Source organism: Cryobacterium sp. MLB-32 (assembly GCF_000738085.1).
Classification (GTDB): Bacteria; Actinomycetota; Actinomycetes; order Actinomycetales; family Microbacteriaceae; genus Cryobacterium.
In genome coordinates this window covers 13553-32098 of sequence record NZ_JPRS01000129.1, presented here as the reverse complement: position 1 = coordinate 32098, position 18546 = coordinate 13553, and the positions used below count along the sequence as shown (strand labels likewise).

Genomic DNA, 18546 nt, shown 5'->3' with positions numbered 1-18546 from the left:
CGCCGACGCAACGCCACGCGCCGGACCCCCGGCACCGTCTCCACGATGGCGACGACCTGCTCTGTGCCGACCGGTCCCACGCCGACGACCGCAGCGCGCCCGACGCCGGCCACGGATTCGATCCGCTGCTCCGGGCCCACCGGCGTCACGACACCAGAGGCGGTCACGATCACGTGCGGCAGCCGACCCTCGACCCAGAGACGGCCCTCGGAGTCGAGGTGGCCGACGTCACCCGTGCGGTGCCAACGGGCGCCCGCGGGGACCGCACGGCGACTGGCCCGGTCGGTGACCCACAGCCGGTCGTAGTGGTCTTTCACGTGCGGCGCCGAGACGAGGATCTCGCCCGTCACGTCGGCCTGCTCGCTCGGTTCGCCGGTGGCCTCGCCGTGCCCGTCAAGTGCGGACAGGCGGATCTGCGTGGTCGCCGCGCCGACGCCCACGCACACTCCGCCCACGCCGTTGTCTGCCTGCGCTGCGGCGCGGATGCCCTCAAGGGAGATGTCAGCCATCAGCAGTCCCTCCGTCATGCCGTACGGGGTATGTGCGCTCGCGTTGGGCATCAGCCGGCTGGCGGCCGCCAGCAGGGGCTCGGACACCGGAGCTCCAGCGGAGAGGAACGTGCGCACGCCGACGAGCGCGGAGTGGTCGGCAGGGGTCAAGGCCTCGGCCGTGGCCACCACGTTTGCGAGCGCGGCCGGGGAGAGGAACACCACGGTAGCATCAATCGCGGCCACGGCGGCCGCAACCGCGGTGGCCGTGAGCGTCTTGGGCGAGGTCACGTCCATGTCGGGGGTCACCGAGCGCGCGCCGAGAGCGGGGCCGAGCAGGGCGAAGGGCGCGAAGCCGGCCACGAGCCCGGTGCCCACCCCGACGCCGTACTGAGCGAAGAGCGCGACCGCGACCGCGGAGAGCTGCCCGTGCGTGTAGACGACGCCCTTGGCCGGGCCGGTCGAACCGGAGGTGAAGAGCACCGCCGCGGTGTCGTCCGGGCCGGGTGCGGCGGGAAGACATTCGTCGGCGCCGAGCTCGATCAGTTCGGCGAGGGTGTGTTCAACGCCCAGGGTTCTGGCCATCGCGGTGGGAAAACGGGCCGTGGCGATCTTGGTGCCGGGCCAGCCGAGGGCGCGGGCGGCCGCCAGGCCAGGTGCGGCACCGATCACGAAGTCGGGGCGTGCGCCGCGCACGGCGCGGGTCAGCCCGCGCAGGCCGAGGCCGGCATCCGCCACCACCACGATGGCTCCGATGCGCACGCAGGCGTAGAGCACCGCGGTGAGGTCGGCCCCGGGAGGCACAAGCAGGGAGACCCGGTCGCCGTGCCGCACGCCGATGCGGTCGAGGCCTGCCGCGAGGCGTCGCACCCGCTGAGAGAGCAACCGCCAGCTCACGACCAGCGTGCGGCCGGAGCGGGGAGCCATGTCGACGAGGGCGGTCTCGTCGCTGTCGCGCAGTTCGTCGAGGTAGTGCCACAGCGGGCGGGTTCCGGTGGCCCAGGCCGCCGCGCGGGAACCGCCGGTCGAGGCGCGAGGCACGAGCGATCGAGACCCATCGTGGGAACCGCCGGTCGAGGCGCGAGGCACGAGCGATCGAGACCCCGCGAGGCGCGTCGGGTCCGAGGATTGGCTTGCGGGGTCTCGATCGCTCCTTCGTCGCGCCTCGACCAGCGCTTGGGTCGAGCCCGTCGAGACCGGGGCCTCGACCAGCGGGATGGGCGGGACGAAGGGCTCGAGGCCGAGGTCAGCGAGCCAGGTCAGCGCAGCGCCGGCGTAGTCGGCGTCTTCGGCGAGCAGGTGCCCGCACCCCTCGAAGCGGTGCACGTCGGCCTGGGGCAGTCGGCCGAGTAGGTCGTCGAGATAGAGATCGCTGAAGATCGGGTCGCGCGGGCCCCAAAGCATGAGAGCCGGCACCTCGAGCGCCTCGAGCCCGGCCGCGATGCGGTCGAGTTCCGGGGAACTCTCATGGGCGGCATCGATCGGGATATCGGCGACGAAGGCCCCGATACCACCGCGGCGGGCGGCACCGCGATACGGGGCGCGGTAGCCGGTCTTCACCTCGGCATCGAGTGCCGGGTGCGCGAGGGCGAGCGTCGTCTCGAGGAACGCGGGCGTGACCACGGTGGCCGCGCCGAGAATTCCCTTGCCGAGCGCGAGCCGCAGCGGCGCCGGCACGGCATGTTCTTCTGGCTGGTGCACGGCGGTGTTGAGCAGCATCACCCCGGCGAGCTGATCGGGGTGGTCGAGCGCCCAGCCGAGGGAGATCGATCCGCCCCAGTCGTGCCCGAACGTCACGACCGGGCCGTTGACGCCCAGGTGATCGGTGAGGTCGGCGAGGTCGCTCACGCGTCGGGCGAGGGGACGGGGCACGCCCGTGCGCTCAGAGAACCCCATGTCGAGCTGGTCGACGGCGATCACGCGCCAGGCCTCCTGGCCGTTCGCCGCGGCATCCGTCGCCTGGCTGACGAGCCGGCGCCACAGGTAGGACCACGTCGGGTTGCCGTGCACACAGAGGATGGTACCGACCGGTTCGACACCCAGGGCCGCGAGGGTCTGCCCGTTGTCGAGGATGTGCCAGGTACGGTCGTGGCCGGCGCCGCTTTCGGGCACGGTGACGAGCCGGGAGAAGGCGGGGTCGAGGCCAGAAAGCGGATGCGGCGGAAGCGTCGCCACGGCAGGAATGCGCGCGGCACGCGGCAGCCGACGCGTCACCAGAGAATCTCCATCATGGCGGTGTTGAGACCGGAGCCGACTCCCATGAGCAGCACCCGGTTGCCGGGTACGAGTGCCGCAGATTCCTGAGCCAGGGTGATCGGGATCGACGCGGGCCCCACATTGCCCAGGGTCGGATAGGTCAGCGGCACCTTGGTGCGGTCAAGGCCGGTCGCCTTCACCAGGGCGTTGGTGTGCACGTCGGACACCTGATGCACGATGTAGCGGTCCATGTTCGACCAGTTCCAGTCACGCCGAGCGGCGGTCCACGCGGACACGACGAGTTCCATGCCTCCCTTGAGCAGGGCCTTCGCATCGGTGAACATGCCGTCGACGCTGCCGACGCAGAGGTCGTTGAACTGGGTCGCCGCGCGGGTGACGCCGCCGAGAATTCGATGACCGCCCGGGTGGGCGTCGAGCGGGCCGAGCACGGCCGCTGCGGCGCCGGACCCGAGGGTCAGGCTCGCGAACTCGCTCATGAAGTCTTTGCGGTTAATGCCCTCGCGCCCGAGGCGATCGATCGTGTTCACCTGGATCTCGTCGGCGTCTTCGCCGTCGATGACCACGGCGTACTTGATCTGGCCGCTGTCGATGAGCTGGGCCGCCAGCGTCATGCCGTTCACAAAACCGAGGCAGGCGTTGGCGATGTCGAAGTTGATGGCCGAGGAGGGCAGCCCGAGGCCGTGGTGGATGCGAACGGCGACCGAGGGCTCGAGGTGCTTCCGGGTCACGGACGTGTTGATCAAGAGGCCCACTTGGCCCGGCTCGATCCCCGCCTCGAGGAGCGCCTTCTTGCCCGCTGAGACAGCGGCGTCGTCGAACGCCTCCCCCTCAGCCCAATTGCGGCGTTCGTGCACGCCGGCAACGCGCTGCAGCAGCCCGCTCGGCAGACGTAGGCGCCGAAGCACAGGCTGCAGCTGACGGTCGATTTCTTTCGACGTCGTTATCCGGGTGGCAAGGGTGCTGACAACCGACAACAGAGCGACGTTTTTGTGCGTCGACGTTGCGTTTCCATCCAACTGTTGTTCCCCTGTCGAGATATGAGATGCCTTCGCGCGGGCGCCGAGCCCCTGAAGAGACCGCCGCCCGCTAACTTTACGCTCCCCAGGCTGACAGATCGGCGCGCACGGGTGCCCGCGATCGCCTCAACGGCCGAGAATCGCCCGTGAAGGGCGATTCTCGGCCGACGGGCGAACCGTCTCAGATCGCGTTATCCGAGAGAGTACTCGGGTTACCGAAGCGGTGTGCGGTGATCGAAATCGCCTGTTCGCGCAGGAACGGCAGAACCTCCACGCGGCCGGCCTGGGTGACCGGGTGCGCGTAGACGGCCACGTCCGGGCTACCGCCCAACGCCGCAGCCAGCGCGGATGCGGCAGCCGCTGCCCCGAGAATCGGGTCGGAGCCGACGAGCCGCACGCGCGTGGTGGTGAGACCGCCCCGGGCGGCACGTTCGAGCCATTCCTCGTCGCTCTCGACGGAAACGGGCACCTCGCGCTGTTCGAGCACGGCGCGCACACCGGCCGGAACGGGCAGGGCGCTCGATACCGTGAACTTCGACGTGGAGAGGGTCGCCGCGGCGATCACGCGCAGCAGGTTGGACAGGGTGCCGTCCTCGGTGAGGCGCACGGTGACCGGAAGCGAGCGGTAACGGAACAGGTTGCGCTCGACCTTGAGGTTCGAGGCGTCACGCACCACACCGAACTCCTCGCGCCAGGCCAGTGCGTCGCTCAGGGCTGAGCGGCGAAGCACGTCGAAGTCGGCGTAGTCGAGGAACGCCTGTGACGCCTCGATGATCTCCGTGACGCGGGGCTCGAGGCCACGCAGGTGCAGCGTGGAGCTGTTGCGGCCCGGGTCGGTAACCCAGGTGCCGAGTCCGTAGAGGTAGTTCGGTCCGCCGGCCTTAGTGCCGGGGCCCACGGCCGAGCGCTTCCAGCCGCCGAACGGCTGGCGCTGCACGATCGCGCCGGTGATGCCGCGGTTGATGTACAGGTTGCCGGCCTCGATCGTGTCGAGCCACTCACGCAGCTCGTCAGCGTCGAGGGAGTGCAGTCCGCTGGTGAGGCCGTAGTCGACGGCGTTCTGGAAGCGGATGGCCTCTTCGAGGTTCTTCGCGTGCATCACACCGAGCACCGGGCCGAAGAACTCGGTGAGGTGGAAGTACGAGCCGGGCAGCACGCCGGTGCGAATACCGGGCGTCCAGAGACGGCCTTCCTCATCGAGCTGGTGCGGCTCCACGAGCCAGCTTTCTTCGGCGCCCAGCGTGGTGAGGCCGTGCAGCAGCTTGCCCTCGGCGGGCTGGATGATCGGACCCATCTGGTTGACCGGGTCGCTCGGCATGCCCACGCGCAGCGAACGCGCGGCGTCGATGAGCTGGCGCTCGAAGCGCTCGGACTTTCCGACGGAGCCGACGAGGATCACGAGGCTCGCGGCGGAGCACTTCTGGCCGGCGTGGCCGAACGCGCTCTTGATCACGTCGGCCGCGGCCAGGTCGAGGTCGGCCGAGGGCGTGACGATGATGGCGTTCTTGCCACTCGTCTCTCCGAGCAGCGGCAGGTCAGTGCGCATGGAGCGGAACAGCTCCGCGGTCTCGTAGCCACCGGTGAGGATGACGCGGTCGACGGCGGGGTGACCGATCAGCGTGGTACCGAGGGAGTGGTCCTTGAGGTCGACGAGGGCGAGGAGTTCGCGCGGCACACCGGCCTCCCACAACGCCTCGACCACGATGGCACCGGAGCGCTGCGCGAGCTTGGCGGGCTTGGCGATGACCGCGGCGCCGGAGGCGAGGGCGGCGAGGATTCCACCGGCCGCGATGGCGACCGGGAAGTTCCACGGCGGGGTGACCACGATGAGCTTGGAGGGAACGAACACGGCACCCTGCACGTGGTCGAGGTCCTTCGCACGCTCGGCGTAGTAGTGAGCGAAGTCGATGGCCTCGCTCACCTCGGGGTCGGCCTCGGCGATGGTCTTGCCGGTCTCGGCCGCCATGACCTCGATCAGCCGGTCGCGGTTCGCAGCGAGGGCGAGTCCGGCGCGGTGCAGCACGGCGGCACGCTCTGCACCGGTCTTCTGGCCCCAGGCCACGCTCGCAGCGAGGGCCGTGTCCATCACGTGGTTGAGCGTGGCCACGTCATCGATCCGTGCTCCGGCAATCGTGTCGAGGCCGAGCGTCGAGGTCTCGACGCGGTCGAGGATGCGGCGGCCCCAGGCGCGGTTCGCGGGGAGCGAGGGGTCGGTGTCGGCCTCGTTGTGGAAGCCCGTGAGGCCGGAGGCGGATCCGCGCGTGAGTCCGAGGAGGGCCGCGGTGAGGTTGGGGTCGGCCTCGTCGGCGGATGCGTCGGCATCCGTTTCGGCCTTCGGCAGGGCCTCGAGCTGGGTCACCTGCGACCGGTCCTGGGTGCGGTTGGGCGTGGGGACGATGTCGTCCACGGCGGTCAGGGAGGCGAGGAACCGGTTCTTCTCGCGCTCGAACAGTGCGGGGGTGCTCGTGAGTTCGAACACGGCCGACATGAAGTTTTCCTGGCTCGCGTTCTCCTCGAGGCGGCGGATCAGGTAGCTGATGGCCACATCGAACTCCGACGGCTTCACGACGGGCGTGTACAGAAGGAGCTGGCCGACGTCCTTGCGCACGGCGGAGGCCTGGCCGGTGGCCATGCCGAGCAGCATCTCAAACTCGACCTTGTCGTCGACGCCGCGCTGCTTGCTCAGCAGGTGAGCCCAGGCCACGTCGAACAGGTTGTGACCGGCGACGCCGATCTTCACGGCGTCGGTGTTCTGCGGGGTGAGGGCCCAGTTCAGCACGCGCTTGTAGTTGGTGTCGCTGTCCTGCTTGGTGGAGTAGGTGGCGAGGGGCCAGTCGTGCACGGCCGAGTCCACGTGCTCCATGGCCAGGTTGGCACCCTTGACGAGGCGAACCTTGATCGGCGCCCCGCCGGAGGCGCGGCGGGCCTGAGCCCAGTGGGTCAGTCCCTGCAGCGCATTGAGGCAGTCGGGCAGGTACGCCTGCAGCACGATACCGGCCTCAAGCTTGGCGAGCTGGGGCTGGTCGAGCAGGCGTTCGAACACCGCGATGGTGAGGTCCAGGTCGCGGTATTCCTCCATGTCGAGGTTGATGAACTTGGGCTTGCCGTTCGCGGAGCTCGTGGCGGCCAGTTCGTAAATGGGGGTGAGGCGCTCGACGATGCGCGTGACGCACTCGTCGAAGGCCCACATGGAGAGCTGGCTGGCGATCGAGGAGACCTTGATCGAGACGTAGTCCACATCCTCGCGGGCGAGCAGCTCCTGTGTGGCCGTGAGGCGGTGGGTGGCCTCTTCCTCACCGAGCACGGCTTCGCCGAGCAGGTTGATGTTGAGGCGGTTGCCGGATTCCTTGAGGTGCGCGATCGCGGGGCCGAGCTTGTCGGGGGTCGCGTCGACGACGAGGTGGCCCACCATCTGGCGCAGCACCTTGCGAGCGGCAGGGATGACGACCCACGGCAGGACGGGGCCGAGGATGCCGCCGACGCCGATCGCGCCGCGCATGTACCAGGGCAGGAAGGCCGGGGCCTTCTTGGCGACGTGCTGCAGGCTGTAACCGGCGACCATCTTGTCTTCGGGACGCATGACGTTGTCGACAAAACCGACGGTGAAGTCGAGCCCGTTCGGATCCTTCAGAACCCCGGCCAGGCGTTCGGCCGCGGCATCCTCCGGGATTGTCGCGCTCTCGGCGAGCCATTTCTGCACGAGGACGATCACCTCTGCGCTGAGGTCTTCTTGCACGCGAGGGATGAAGGGGTTGGTCATGGTCACGATTTTAGTCTCTCGTTCACGGTAGGCAGCTCGGGATATATCCCCAGTGTGCCCCAGCGTCGGCGCGCGATTCGCATCGGAAAAGTGAGTCCTTCTGACTGGTATTCATTAGAATTAATGATCAATCACGGTTGACCCCCTGAGGAGGGCACATGCTCGACGTTCGGCGACTACGCTTGTTGCGCGAATTGAAGATTCGCGGCACCCTCGCCGGCGTCGCGGAAGCGCTCGCCTACAGCCCGTCCGCGGTCTCGCAACAGCTCGCCATCCTCGAAAAGGAGGCCGGCGTGGAGCTCCTGCAGCGGGTGGGGCGGCGCGTCAAACTCACCCCCCAGGGCGAGATTCTGGTCGGTCACGCCGAGCATCTGCTGGAGCGGCTCGAAGCCGCCGAGGCCGACATCATGGCCTCCCGCGACACGGTGTCAGGCACGGTGCGTGTGGCCGTCTTCCAGTCTGCCGCCCACGCCGTCGTCCCCCCGGCCCTTACCATTCTGAGCGAGGAATACCCGGCACTGCGGGTGGAGATCACCGAACGCGAGCCCGAGGCCGGCCTCTTCGCCGTCTCCGCCCGCGACTTCGATCTCGTGCTCGCGGAGCAGTATCCCGGGTATACCCGAGAGCACCGGCCGGACCTCGATCAGGTCAGCCTGGCAACCGATGCCCTCCGCCTCGCCGTTCCGCGCCCTCGGGACGGCCGGGTCGTCGTGGGTTCGCTCGAAGACGCCGCCGTGCTGCCGTGGGTGATGGAACCCGCGGGGACCGCCTCGCGTCAGTGGGCCACTCAGATGTGCCGTTCGGCCGGTTTCGAGCCCGATGTGCGCTACGAGAGCGCTGATCTGATCGCCCACATGCACCTGATCGAGTCTGGCAATGCCGTAGGAATCCTCCCCGACCTTCTGTGGGCAGGTCAGTCGCCGGCCGTGCACCTTCTCGACCTGGCGGGGCTGCCTAACCGATCAATCTTCTCTTCCGCCCGCCGCTCCAGCGCCGGGCGCCCGGGTATTCTCGCCGTGCGGGACGCTCTCTCCCGCGCCGTCGCCCTCGTGGCCGCGCCGTCTCCCACCTGACCGGCACTCCCGTCGGTCGAGGCGCGAGCCACCCCGCTGGTCGAGGCGCGAGGCACGAGCCATCCCGCTGGTCGAGGCGCGAGGCACGAGCCACCCCGCTGGTCGAGGCGCGAGGCACGAGCGATCGAGACCACCGCGAGACACTCCGCATAGCGCACGCCACGTCCCACGACCGGATCACGCGGTCTCGATCGCTCCTTCGTCGCGCCTCGACCAGCGGAACCTCGGAACCCTACGAGCGGGCGCCCCGGCGGCGGAACATGAACGTCAACACGCCGCCCGCGAGCAGCAGAAGCGTAGCCAACAACCCCGCAGGGGCAAGCTCTGCACCGGTCGCGGCGAGCTGATCGCCCGCACCGGTCGCGGCCAGGGCACCGTCGACCCCGGGCGCTGCATCCGCGACGACGGAGTCGATCGAGAAGAGCGTCGTGGTTCCGGAAACCTCGTTCCCGACCGCGAGCATCGGAACGCCGCTTGTCGAATCACTCGCCGAGATGAACGCCACGCCCTCTGGACCGAGGTCACCGGCCAGCGGCAGATCGGTCGCGCCGGCACCCGCCGTGACCGAGTCTTCCATCGACACAGCGAAGTTGCGGTTGTTGATGTAGGTGACGAACGTTGCCGAGGTGGGGTCCTCGATGTCGTAGACCATGATGCCGCCGACGCGCTCAAGCCCGATGAAGGCATACGTACGGCCGTTCACGTCGCCGATCGCGAGGTTCTCCGGCTCGGGGCCCTTGTCGTCGCTGCGCCCTTCGAGGTTCGACTCGCTGTGGTTCGAGTTGACGAAGGCGGGGTTCGCAGCGGCGGTGATGCGTTCGAAGTCATCCCCAGAGTCGAAGGTCTGCGTTCCATCTGTATTCCAGATCGAGAATGAACGTGATCCGAAGGAGTACAGCTCCTCGTAGCAGGTACCGGCGGCGTTGAGCCCGTTCTCGGTGGTGACGTTCAGCCGGCCGAGGTCGGCGTCACCGGTGAGGCCGACGAGGGGGCTGTCGGCGCAGACCGGCATCAGCCCGTCGGCGCCCAGGTCCTTGACTCGGGCGCCTTCGACGTAATCGCCCCATTCCCGGGCGTCGCCCTCGTTCGCGGTCACCAGGTAAGTGGCCTCATTCGCGGAATAGGCGTTGATGCCGTCTGGCATGTACATACCCTTGAGTCCCGGGAAGGTGCGGATGTTGACGGTCGGTGCGTCCTCCGGGTCGCGATCCGAGGCGTCGATCCCGTTGCCCTCGACCCCGTGGTCCTGGAAGCCGAAGGGCAGGATGTCGGTGATCTCGGCGGACGCGAGATCCACGACGGCGACCGCATTCGCTTCCTGCAACGCCACGTAGGCGACGAGTCCGTTCGCGTCGATGGCCACGTACTCCGGCTCGAGGTTGGTAGACACTCTGTTGCCGCCCAGGTCCGGCCCGAAGATGCGCACGTCTGCGGGCAGCGGCTTGCTCCCCCCGGCCTCGAAGTCGTGGAAGTTCGCCGAGTTGACGGCGGACTGCGCCGGTGCGGAAAGATCGGCGGGAAGGGTGACGATGCTGACCGAGCCCTCGGGGTCGACGGTGAAGTCGTCGTTGGGCTCGCCCTCATTGGCCGACACCGCGTAGGTCCCGTCCACGGAGATGCTCACCATATCGGGCAGCGCGCCCACCTCGACGGCCCCAAGAACGGTCGGTGCCGCGGCGTTGGCGTCGAAGAAGACGAGCCAGCCGGCATCCGTCTTAGTGGGCGATTCAACCGCCAGCACGCCGAGGCCGTCGCCACGCACGGCCACCGAGTTGGCGGTGGATCCGGCGGGAACCACCCCTCCGGCGCTAATGACAGCGTCCTCGGCGACGAGGGAGTAGAGCTTGGCGGGGCTCGTGGGGTCTTCGATCGAGAGCACGTCGACGGCGCCCTGGGCGGCATTCACGACGAAGAGGCGACCCCCGAAGTAGGTGACGATCTCGGCCGCCGAGGCGTCGAAGGTGCCCGTCTCGTAGCTGCCGAGCGGCGACAGGGTCAGGGCAGCGGTGTCACTCGAGTAGGAGATGGGCGCGTCGACGATGGCAGCGGATGCCGCGGGCACGGCCAGCCCGCAGGCGAGCACCGCCCCCAGCCCCAGCGCCAGTGCCGTTCGTGGACGGCGCGGTGTGAAAGCTTTCATGCGGTTCCCCTTGGTGCTGTACGGACTGGTGCTGTATGAACTGGTGCTGTGTGGACTGGTGCTGTACGAACTGGTGCTCTTCCAGCCGTTTCTGTCCCTCCTGTTTAGGGGGCGAACATGGCCTCCCGGTGAACAGGGGCTGTCCCCTGCCCAAACCCTGGCGATCCCAGCACGATGGCGAGCGCGGGGATATGATGCCCAAAACTTTGGACCATCGTGAGCGCCACCACCGGAGAGGAAGAGCAGTGACAGAGAACATTGACGAACTGGGGCCGGTCGACTGGATCGTGTTGGAGTTTCCGGGCAGCACGTTCAACGGGTCGATCGCACCCGAACTCACGTCACTCGTCGAACGCGGGCTGATCAACGTTCTCGACCTTCTGTTCATCAAGAAAGACGCGGACGGCACCTACGAGGTGCATGAGATCGCCGACCTTGACGAGGGTGAGATCGGGGAACTGCGCAGCTTCGAGGCAGAGCTCGCGACGCTCCTCAGCGAGGAGGACGTGGAAGCGGTGGCGGAAGCCATCGAACCCGGCAGCAGCGCGGCCCTGCTCGTCTGGGAGAACGCGTGGGCCGCGCCGTTCGGATCCGCCGTGCGGCACGCCGGCGGCCAGCTCGTGGCGAGTGGCCGCATCCCCACCCAGGCCCTGCTCGCAGCGGTCGAAGAAACAGAAGAGGAAGGACTCTGACATGCCCATTGCACGCAGGAGAGTAGGACGCCCCGGAGTCGTGGGCGCACCCGTGGCCCGCACGGCCGCCGCTGTCGGAACCGCCGCCGTGGTCGCCCACGGCGTGCGTCGCCGGGGGGATCGACGCGACGGGCGCCGGGCCGGCCGCTGATCTTTGCTCCGACCGTGGGATGGCTGCCTCGGCAGCCGTCCCACACCACTGTGAGAGCGCCCGGCACCGCCTGGGCCTGATGCACGAGGAGGAACACATGGGAATTGTGGAATACGACGCCGGGAGCCCTTTCCCGGGCGAAATCGGCCGCACCATCGACGAGTCGACCCCGGCGTGGCCGGCACCGATCCGCGCTCGGCAAGACGCCCCGAACGTGCTGACGATCGTGTTGGACGACACGGGATACGGCCAGCTCGGCTGCTACGGGAGCCCGATCAGCACCCCGAATTTCGATGCGCTCGCTGCCACCGGGCTTCGATACAACAACATGCACACAACCGCGCTCTGTTCGCCGAGCCGCTCGTGCATCGTCACGGGCCGCAATCACCACAGCAACGGAATGGCCGCCATCACGGAGCTCGCATCGGGCTATCCGGGGTACGACGGTGTCATTCCGTTTGAGAACGGTTTCCTCTCGGAAATCCTGCTCGAGAACGGCTACAACACCTTCATGGTGGGCAAGTGGCACCTGACCCCGAGCAATCAGGAGACCGCTGCCGGCCCCTACACGCGCTGGCCTCTGGCGCGCGGCTTCGAGCGCTTCTACGGGTTCCTCGGCGGAGATACCAGCCAGTGGTATCCCGACCTCGTGTACGACAACCATCAGGTCGACCCGCCGAAAACACCGGAGGAGGGTTACCACCTCACGGAAGATCTCATCGACAAGTCGATCCAGTTCATCGCGGATGCCAAGCAGGTCGACCCCGCGAAGCCGTTCCACCTCCACCTCTGCTTCGGCGCCACGCACGCGCCGCATCACGTGCCGAAGGAATGGGCAGACAAATACGCCGGAAAGTTCGACGAGGGATGGGACGCGTACCGCGAGACGGTGTTCGCCCGGCAGAAAGAGCTCGGGATCCTCCCCGCCGGTGCAGAGCTTTCCCGCCACGACCCGGATGTTCCCGACTGGTCGGGGCTCAGCGACGAGGCGCAGACGCTCTTCAGCCGCATGATGGAGGTGTTCGCCGGGTTCCTGGAGCACACCGACCACCACCTGGGCCGACTGCTCGACTTCCTGCGCGAGCAGGGCCTGCTGGAGAACACCATCGTGATGGTCGTCTCCGATAACGGTGCGAGCGCTGAGGGTGGTCCGACCGGCACCACCAATGAAGCCCAATTCTTCAACAACGCCCAGGAGTCCCTCGAGGACAGCCTCAAGGTCATCGATGAGATCGGCGGCCCTGCCCACTTCAACCACTACCCCTGGGGCTGGACCTGGGCGGGTAACACCCCGTTCCGACGGTGGAAGCGCGAAACCTATCGGGGAGGGTCGACGGACCCGTTCATTGTGTCCTGGCCCGCGGGCATCACGGCGAAGGGTGAGGTGCGCAATCAGTACGCACACATCATCGACATGGTGCCCACCCTGCTGGATCTGCTCGGCATGCCGGCCCCCGCCACGATCAGGGGCGTCACCCAATCTCCCCTGCAGGGGGTGAGCTTTGCGCAGACCCTCGATGACGGGACCGCCCCCACCAAGCATCACACGCAGTACTTCGAGATGCTGGGCCATCGGGCCATCTACCACGACGGGTGGCGCGCGGTCTGCCCGTGGCCGGGCCCGTCATTCGCCGAGGCCGGGCTGCCCTTCGGGGAGCCCATCACGTCGGAGCGGCTCTCCGAGCTCGACGCCACGGGCTGGGAGCTTTACCACGTGGAGGAGGACACGGCGGAAAACCACAATCTCGCGGTCGAACATCGTGACCGCCTGATCGCCATGATCGCCACCTGGTACGTGGAGGCGGGCAAGTACAACGTGATGCCCGTCGACGGGAGCGGGCTGGCGAGGATGATTGGGGAAAAGCCACTCGTGGCTCTTCCCCGAGACCGCTACACCTACCGGCCGAACACCCAGTCGATCCCGTTCTTCGCGGGGCCGCGGGTGCTCAACCGCCCGCACAGCATTGCGGCTTCCGTCGAGATCCCGCCGCGGGGCGCCGAGGGAGTGTTGCTCTGCCAGGGATCGGCGGCCGGCGGGTATTCGTTCTTCGTCAAGGACGGCAAGCTCCACTACGTGCACAACTACGTGGGTCGAGCCCTCTACGGGGTCTCCTCTCCGGAGCTGCTGCCCCCGGGAAAGCCCGACCTGCGGTTCGAGTTCGAGCCGACGGGTCCTCCCGACATGCCCCACGGCAAGGGCACACCGGGACGGATGCAGCTCTACGTCGATGGCGCCCTGGTGGCCAACGGCGAGGCCCCGGTCACCACGCCCTTCATCCTGAATCCGGGCGCACTGACCTGCGGGGCCAACCCGGGCTCGCCGGTCACGACCGATTACGCCAGCCCGTTCAGGTTCACCGGCACGCTCCACAGCGTGACCGTCGACGTGAGCGGAGACCTGATCACCGACCCCGAGGCCGAGCTGCGCGCGCATCTGGCCCGACAGTGAGCCGCATGGGCCGCGCATAAAACCGGTGCACTCGCGACACGCCGTTCGGGCCGGGCTCCCCGAACGGCGTGTCGCACCATTCTCCGGTTTTCGCACGAACTCCGGTTCTCGCCGGGACCCTGATTCTCGCCCGGAACCTGATTCTCATCGGGACTCTGGTTCGCACAGGGACTGGTTCGCACAGGGATTCCGGTTCTCTGACGTTCCGGGCAGTGACGCTCCGGTTCTCTGACGTTCCGGGCAGTGACGCTCCGGTTCTCTGACGTTCCGGGCAGCGACGTTCCGGGCAGCGACGTTCCGGGCAGCGACCCTGCTGCGGTTGCCAGATCCCGCTCAGTCCGTAGGCTCGGGGCATGACCGAAACTGATTACGACGTGGTGATTGTCGGCGGCGGGCACAACGGGCTCACCGCGGCCGCCTACCTTGCCCTGGCCGGCAAGTCCGTGCTGTTGCTCGAGCGCGACGACCATGTGGGCGGTGCCGCGGTGTCGGCGGATGCCTTCAGCGGCCAGGGCGCCCGCCTCTCGCGCTACTCCTACCTCGTGAGCCTGCTGCCCGAGCGCATCCGTGACGAGCTCGGACTCGACATAGAACTCGCCCGACGTCGGTACTCCTCGTACACACCGGATCCGAGCGATCCCACCCGGGGACTGCTCGTCGACCACGGCGACCCCGAGGCCACGCGCGCCTCCTTCGAGCGGGTCGCCCCGGCCGACTTTGAGCCGTGGAACAGTTTCTACGACCGCACCGGAACGCTCGCCCGCGTGCTCTTCCCGACCGTCTGCGAGCCACTGCTCACTCGCTCGGAGGCGCGCCGGCTCGTGGCCGATGACGATGCCTGGAACGCGTTCGTCGAGCATCCGTTGGGTGAGGTGATCACGAGCACGTTCGCGAGTGATCTCGCTCGCGGGGTGGCGGCCACCGACGGCCTGATCGGAACATTCGCTTCTCTCGATGGCCATGACCTCGACGCCAATCGCTGCTTCCTGTACCACGTGATCGGTCAGGGGACCGGCGACTGGGATGTGCCGATCGGCGGAATGGGGGCCGTCTCCGGCGCGCTCGAGCAGTCAGCGCACGCGGCCGGCGCGCGCCTCGAGACGGGCGCCACGGTCACGTCGATCACGCCCGACGGTGAGGTGACCTACGGTCAGGCCGAGAAACAGCACACGGTGACCGCTGAGTATGTACTCAGCAACGTGGCGCCGTGGGTGCTGGCCGGGTTGCTCGGTGATGCCCCCGACCAGGCGCCCAAGCCCGAGGGCGCCCAGGTCAAGGTGAACCTGCTGCTGTCCCGGCTGCCACGGCTGCGCGACGAGTCGGTCTCGCCCGTCGCCGCCTTCGGAGGCACGTTCCACATCAACGAGACCTACTCCCAGCTCGAGGGTGCCTTCGCCGCCGCTGTCAACGGAGGGCTGAGCGGCCTGCTGCCGTGCGAGATCTACTGCCATTCGCTCACCGACCCGAGCATCCTCTCCCCGGAACTCCGCGAGGCCGGCGCGCACACCCTCACCGTCTTCGGCCTGCACACCCCCGATCGTTGGGTGCACGCCGAGAACAACGACTCCCTGCGCAACACCCTGCAGGCTGCCGTGCTCACCTCGCTCAACTCGGTGCTTGCCGAGCCGATCGAAGACCTGTTGATGACGGATGCCGAGGGCCGCCCGTGCATCGAAACCAAGACCACCCGAGACCTCGAGCTCGCGCTGAACCTGCCGGGCGGCAATATCTTCCACGGCCCTCTGTCGTGGCCATTTCTGGAAGACGACGCCCCACGAGCGACCCCGGCCGAGCGTTGGGGCGTGGCCACCGCGCATCCGCGAATTCTGGTGTGCGGGGCCGGAGCCCGGCGCGGCGGCGGTGTGAGCGGCATCGGCGGGCACAACGCGGCGATGGCGGTGCTGGAGGGCTGACGCGCCGCACGGATGGCGCAGAACGGCTACTGGCCGTGGAGCGGAAAGGGGCCTAACCTGTGGGGAGGATCGTGTGTCACTCAGCTTGGAGGAACCATGACAGCCACAGCCACCGGACGCCTCGTTCACCGCGACGACGGACTGTACCTCATGATGGACCGGCTCTTCACGGCCATCCCGGATGATGTCTGGGCGTCCATGACGCGTCCGGCCGAATTGGAAAAATGGATCGGCACCTTCACCGGCAACCCAGCCACCGGTGCCGTCAAATTTCGCATGTCGGCCGAGCCGGATGCCAAGTGGCAGTACGTGAGCATTCTGGAGTGCGCCGCACCGCACCGGTTTCTCGGTGATTTCGGTGAGGGCGACGATGCCTGGCGGGCGCTGTTCCACCTCGCAGAGGGCAACGGAATGACAACGGTGACCTTCGGCCAACGCCTGCGCAATCCCGCCGAGGCCGCCACCGTCGGACCGGGCTGGGACTATTGCCTCGACCGCCTCGTCGCCTACCGCACGGGCCGCCCGATGCCCACCTGGGACAGCTATTACCCGGCACTGGCCCAGACCTACAAAGACCTGATCCTGCCCGCCCGCACCACCACCTGAGCGCCCCGACCGACTGGCTCACTCCCAGAAGTTCACGTCGGGGAACTCACTTCGGGGAACTCACTTCGGGAAGCGCGGGACTACTCCCAGATGCTCGGTGCGGGAGCGCGCGTGGCCGGCATGGCCACGTCGTCGCTCCACTCGAGCAGCCAGGCGGGTACGGTGACGTCCTCGGGCATGCCCACGGCCTCGAGCAGGTCCTCGATGGGGACCACGCCGCCCGTGCGCTTGAGAAAGCGACCACGGATGAACCCGTGCGCGTAGATCTCGAGTTCGCCCGAGGCATCCGGTCGAACGAATCGCTGCTCCACATAGACGGCCTTGGTATCGAACCCGAGGATGCGCGATTCCACGGTAAACCGCTGCCCCACCGTGAGGGACTTACGAAAGCTGATCGTCTCGGCGACGACCACCGGGTACCAGCCACGCGCCACGAAGATCTTCCAGACCCCGGTGCGGTGCAGCATATCGAAGCGGGCCACGTCCATGATCGACAGGTAGACGCCGTTGTTCATATGGCGAAGAATATCGAGGTCGGTCGGCGAGGTGATGAACCGGGTGCGCGCCACGTCGTAGTGACCGAGCCTCGGGCCGAATCGCGACAGCATGGCGTGCAGAAGGGTGCGAAAGAACATGTGCATCCTGCGATGCTATCGGCGCGGGCTCCGTCCCCGCGTCGGGACCTCCGCTGGTCGAGGCGCTACACAGGAGCGCTTGGATCGAGCATGTCGAGATCGAGACCCCGCGCGTTGATCCTCAGACCTGGCTCGGGCTGGGAGGATCGTCTCGCCAGGTCTCGATCGCTCGTACCTCGCGCCTCGACCAACGAGGCGGGAGTAAGAAGTGCGAGGCGGGATTAGGAGGTGCGGGGCGCGGATTCTAGGCGGGCACGTCGCGCTGGGCCGCCCCGATGTACACCGACAGCGGGCGAATGAGCGCGTTCGCGGCGAGCTGCTCCGACACGTGCGCGGTCCAGCCGATCATGCGCGCCGCCACGAAGATCGGCGTGAAGGTCTCGGTGTCGAACCCCATCACGTGGTACGCGGGGCCGGTGGGATAGTCCACGTTCGGCAGAATGCCCGTGCGCGCGGCCATCGCCTCCTCGAGGTTGATGTAGATCTCCAGCAGGTCGGGGCGGCCGAAATGTTCGAGCATGGCCACCATCGACGACCGCATGGTGGGCACCCGGGAATCGCCGTGCTTGTACACACGGTGTCCGAACCCCATCACCTTGCGCTTGCTCGCGAGCGCCGCGTCGAGCCACGTGTCTACCCGGTCGGGCGTTCCGATCTCGTCGAACGTGTACATGACCGCCTCGTTGGCGCCGCCGTGCAAGGGGCCCTTCAGGGCGCCGATGGCGCCGGTGACCGCCGAGTGCATGTCGGAGAGCGTCGAGGCGATCACGCGCGCGGCAAAGGTGGAGGCGTTGAACGAGTGCTCGGCGTAGAGCACGAGTGAGATGCGGAAGGCATCGACGACGACGGGCTCCGGCACCTCGCCGAAGGTCATGTACAGAAAGTTCTCGGTGTAGTCGAGGTCGGCGCGCGGTTCCACGAGCTCCAGCCCGTGCCGCCGGCGCTGGTCGTACGCCACGATTGCCGGCATCTGCGCGAACAGGTGCCGAGCCTTGCGCAGGTTGTTTGCCGGGGAGTTGCTGCCGGCGAACATGTCGTTGGCACCCATGACGCTCACGGCGGTGCGACAGACGTCCATCGGGTGCGTGGTCAGGGGCAGGTCATCCACCGCGCGCAGCACGTTGGCCGCGAGCGCCCGGTTCGAACGCTCCTCGAGCTCGAACTCCGCCAGCCTCTCGGGGCTGGGCAGCTCGCCGTCCCAGAGCAGCAGGGCCACCTCCTCGACGCTGCAACGCGCCGCCAGTTGTTGAACGGGATAGCCCCGATAAAGCAGAGAGTTCGTATCGGAATTCACCATCGATATGGCCGTGACATCGACGGTCACTCCCGCCAGCCCCTTGAAAATGCGAGGCTCGGTGGTGGCTGAGTCGCTCATGATGCTCCCTTCGGCGGTGCAACGGTGGCTC

The 18546-nt window shown here is 67.8% G+C and carries 12 protein-coding genes; 6 read left to right on the top strand and 6 right to left on the bottom strand.

The annotated features are described in order from the left end of the window. From JF66_RS12820 to JF66_RS12810, 3 genes are all read right to left on the bottom strand, one after another. Nucleotides 1-2702 (bottom strand): alpha/beta fold hydrolase (locus tag JF66_RS12820; RefSeq protein ID WP_051973506.1); only part of this gene is annotated, 2702 nt, incomplete at its 3' end. Beyond that, nucleotides 2699-3721 carry a 3-oxoacyl-ACP synthase III gene (locus JF66_RS12815; RefSeq protein WP_035878692.1) on the bottom strand — a complete coding sequence of 341 codons (1023 nt, stop codon included), beginning with the start codon at nucleotides 3719-3721 and terminating at the stop codon, nucleotides 2699-2701. The genes JF66_RS12815 and JF66_RS12820, both read right to left, overlap by 4 nt. Nucleotides 3722-3902: 181 nt before the next feature. Then, complete coding sequence (locus JF66_RS12810; protein WP_051973505.1) at nucleotides 3903-7481, bottom strand: bifunctional proline dehydrogenase/L-glutamate gamma-semialdehyde dehydrogenase; 3579 nt, start codon at nucleotides 7479-7481, stop codon at nucleotides 3903-3905. Nucleotides 7482-7639: 158 nt separating this feature from the next. Here JF66_RS12810 and JF66_RS12805 point away from each other — a divergent pair, with 158 nt between their 5' ends. Beyond that, nucleotides 7640-8554, top strand: coding sequence for a LysR substrate-binding domain-containing protein (locus JF66_RS12805; protein WP_035878690.1), 915 nt, complete (start codon nucleotides 7640-7642; stop codon nucleotides 8552-8554). A gap of 232 nt (nucleotides 8555-8786) precedes the next feature. On the opposite strand, the gene JF66_RS12800 is transcribed toward JF66_RS12805, so the two are convergent. Further along, complete coding sequence (locus JF66_RS12800; RefSeq protein WP_197059409.1) at nucleotides 8787-10694, bottom strand: choice-of-anchor I family protein; 1908 nt, start codon at nucleotides 10692-10694, stop codon at nucleotides 8787-8789. A gap of 245 nt (nucleotides 10695-10939) precedes the next feature. Between JF66_RS12800 and JF66_RS12795 the strand changes: the two genes are divergently transcribed. The 5 genes from JF66_RS12795 to JF66_RS12780 all read left to right on the top strand — a co-directional run bounded on the left by JF66_RS12795 (nucleotide 10940) and on the right by JF66_RS12780 (nucleotide 16505). Then, complete coding sequence (locus tag JF66_RS12795; protein WP_035878688.1) at nucleotides 10940-11386, top strand: DUF6325 family protein; 447 nt, start codon at nucleotides 10940-10942, stop codon at nucleotides 11384-11386. A gap of 1 nt (nucleotide 11387) precedes the next feature. Beyond that, nucleotides 11388-11537 (top strand): hypothetical protein, encoded by a 150-nt coding sequence (locus JF66_RS23025; RefSeq protein WP_156109782.1) that lies wholly within the window; start codon nucleotides 11388-11390, stop codon nucleotides 11535-11537. Nucleotides 11538-11634: 97 nt separating this feature from the next. Then, nucleotides 11635-13986, top strand: a complete 2352-nt coding sequence (locus JF66_RS12790) for an arylsulfatase (protein ID WP_035878687.1) — start codon at nucleotides 11635-11637, stop codon at nucleotides 13984-13986. 353 nt (nucleotides 13987-14339) lie between these two features. Continuing rightward, nucleotides 14340-15899: an NAD(P)/FAD-dependent oxidoreductase gene (locus JF66_RS12785; protein ID WP_035878684.1), complete on the top strand. Its 1560-nt coding sequence runs from the start codon at nucleotides 14340-14342 to the stop codon at nucleotides 15897-15899. A 96-nt stretch (nucleotides 15900-15995) separates the two neighbouring features. Next, on the top strand, nucleotides 15996-16505 hold the full coding sequence (locus JF66_RS12780; protein WP_035878681.1) for an SRPBCC domain-containing protein: 510 nt from the start codon (nucleotides 15996-15998) through the stop codon (nucleotides 16503-16505). An 80-nt stretch (nucleotides 16506-16585) separates the two neighbouring features. Here the strand turns inward: JF66_RS12780 and JF66_RS12775 are convergent, their stop codons facing one another. Continuing rightward, on the bottom strand, nucleotides 16586-17146 hold the full coding sequence (locus JF66_RS12775; RefSeq protein WP_035878677.1) for a thioesterase family protein: 561 nt from the start codon (nucleotides 17144-17146) through the stop codon (nucleotides 16586-16588). Between the two features lie 238 nt (nucleotides 17147-17384). After that, nucleotides 17385-18515: a bifunctional 2-methylcitrate synthase/citrate synthase gene (locus tag JF66_RS12770; protein ID WP_035878672.1), complete on the bottom strand. Its 1131-nt coding sequence runs from the start codon at nucleotides 18513-18515 to the stop codon at nucleotides 17385-17387. Nucleotides 18516-18546: the final 31 nt, after the last annotated feature.

Coding starts and splice junctions, on each gene's coding strand:
- JF66_RS12800 (WP_197059409.1), bottom strand. CDS start 10,694: ATGAAAGCTTTCACACCGCGCCGTCCACGAACGGCACTGGCGCTGGGG.
- JF66_RS12770 (WP_035878672.1), bottom strand. CDS start 18,515: ATGAGCGACTCAGCCACCACCGAGCCTCGCATTTTCAAGGGGCTGGCG.
- JF66_RS12785 (WP_035878684.1), top strand. CDS start 14,340: ATGACCGAAACTGATTACGACGTGGTGATTGTCGGCGGCGGGCACAAC.
- JF66_RS12805 (WP_035878690.1), top strand. CDS start 7,640: ATGCTCGACGTTCGGCGACTACGCTTGTTGCGCGAATTGAAGATTCGC.
- JF66_RS12810 (WP_051973505.1), bottom strand. CDS start 7,481: ATGACCAACCCCTTCATCCCTCGCGTGCAAGAAGACCTCAGCGCAGAG.
- JF66_RS12790 (WP_035878687.1), top strand. CDS start 11,635: ATGGGAATTGTGGAATACGACGCCGGGAGCCCTTTCCCGGGCGAAATC.
- JF66_RS12780 (WP_035878681.1), top strand. CDS start 15,996: ATGACAGCCACAGCCACCGGACGCCTCGTTCACCGCGACGACGGACTG.
- JF66_RS23025 (WP_156109782.1), top strand. CDS start 11,388: ATGCCCATTGCACGCAGGAGAGTAGGACGCCCCGGAGTCGTGGGCGCA.
- JF66_RS12775 (WP_035878677.1), bottom strand. CDS start 17,146: ATGCACATGTTCTTTCGCACCCTTCTGCACGCCATGCTGTCGCGATTC.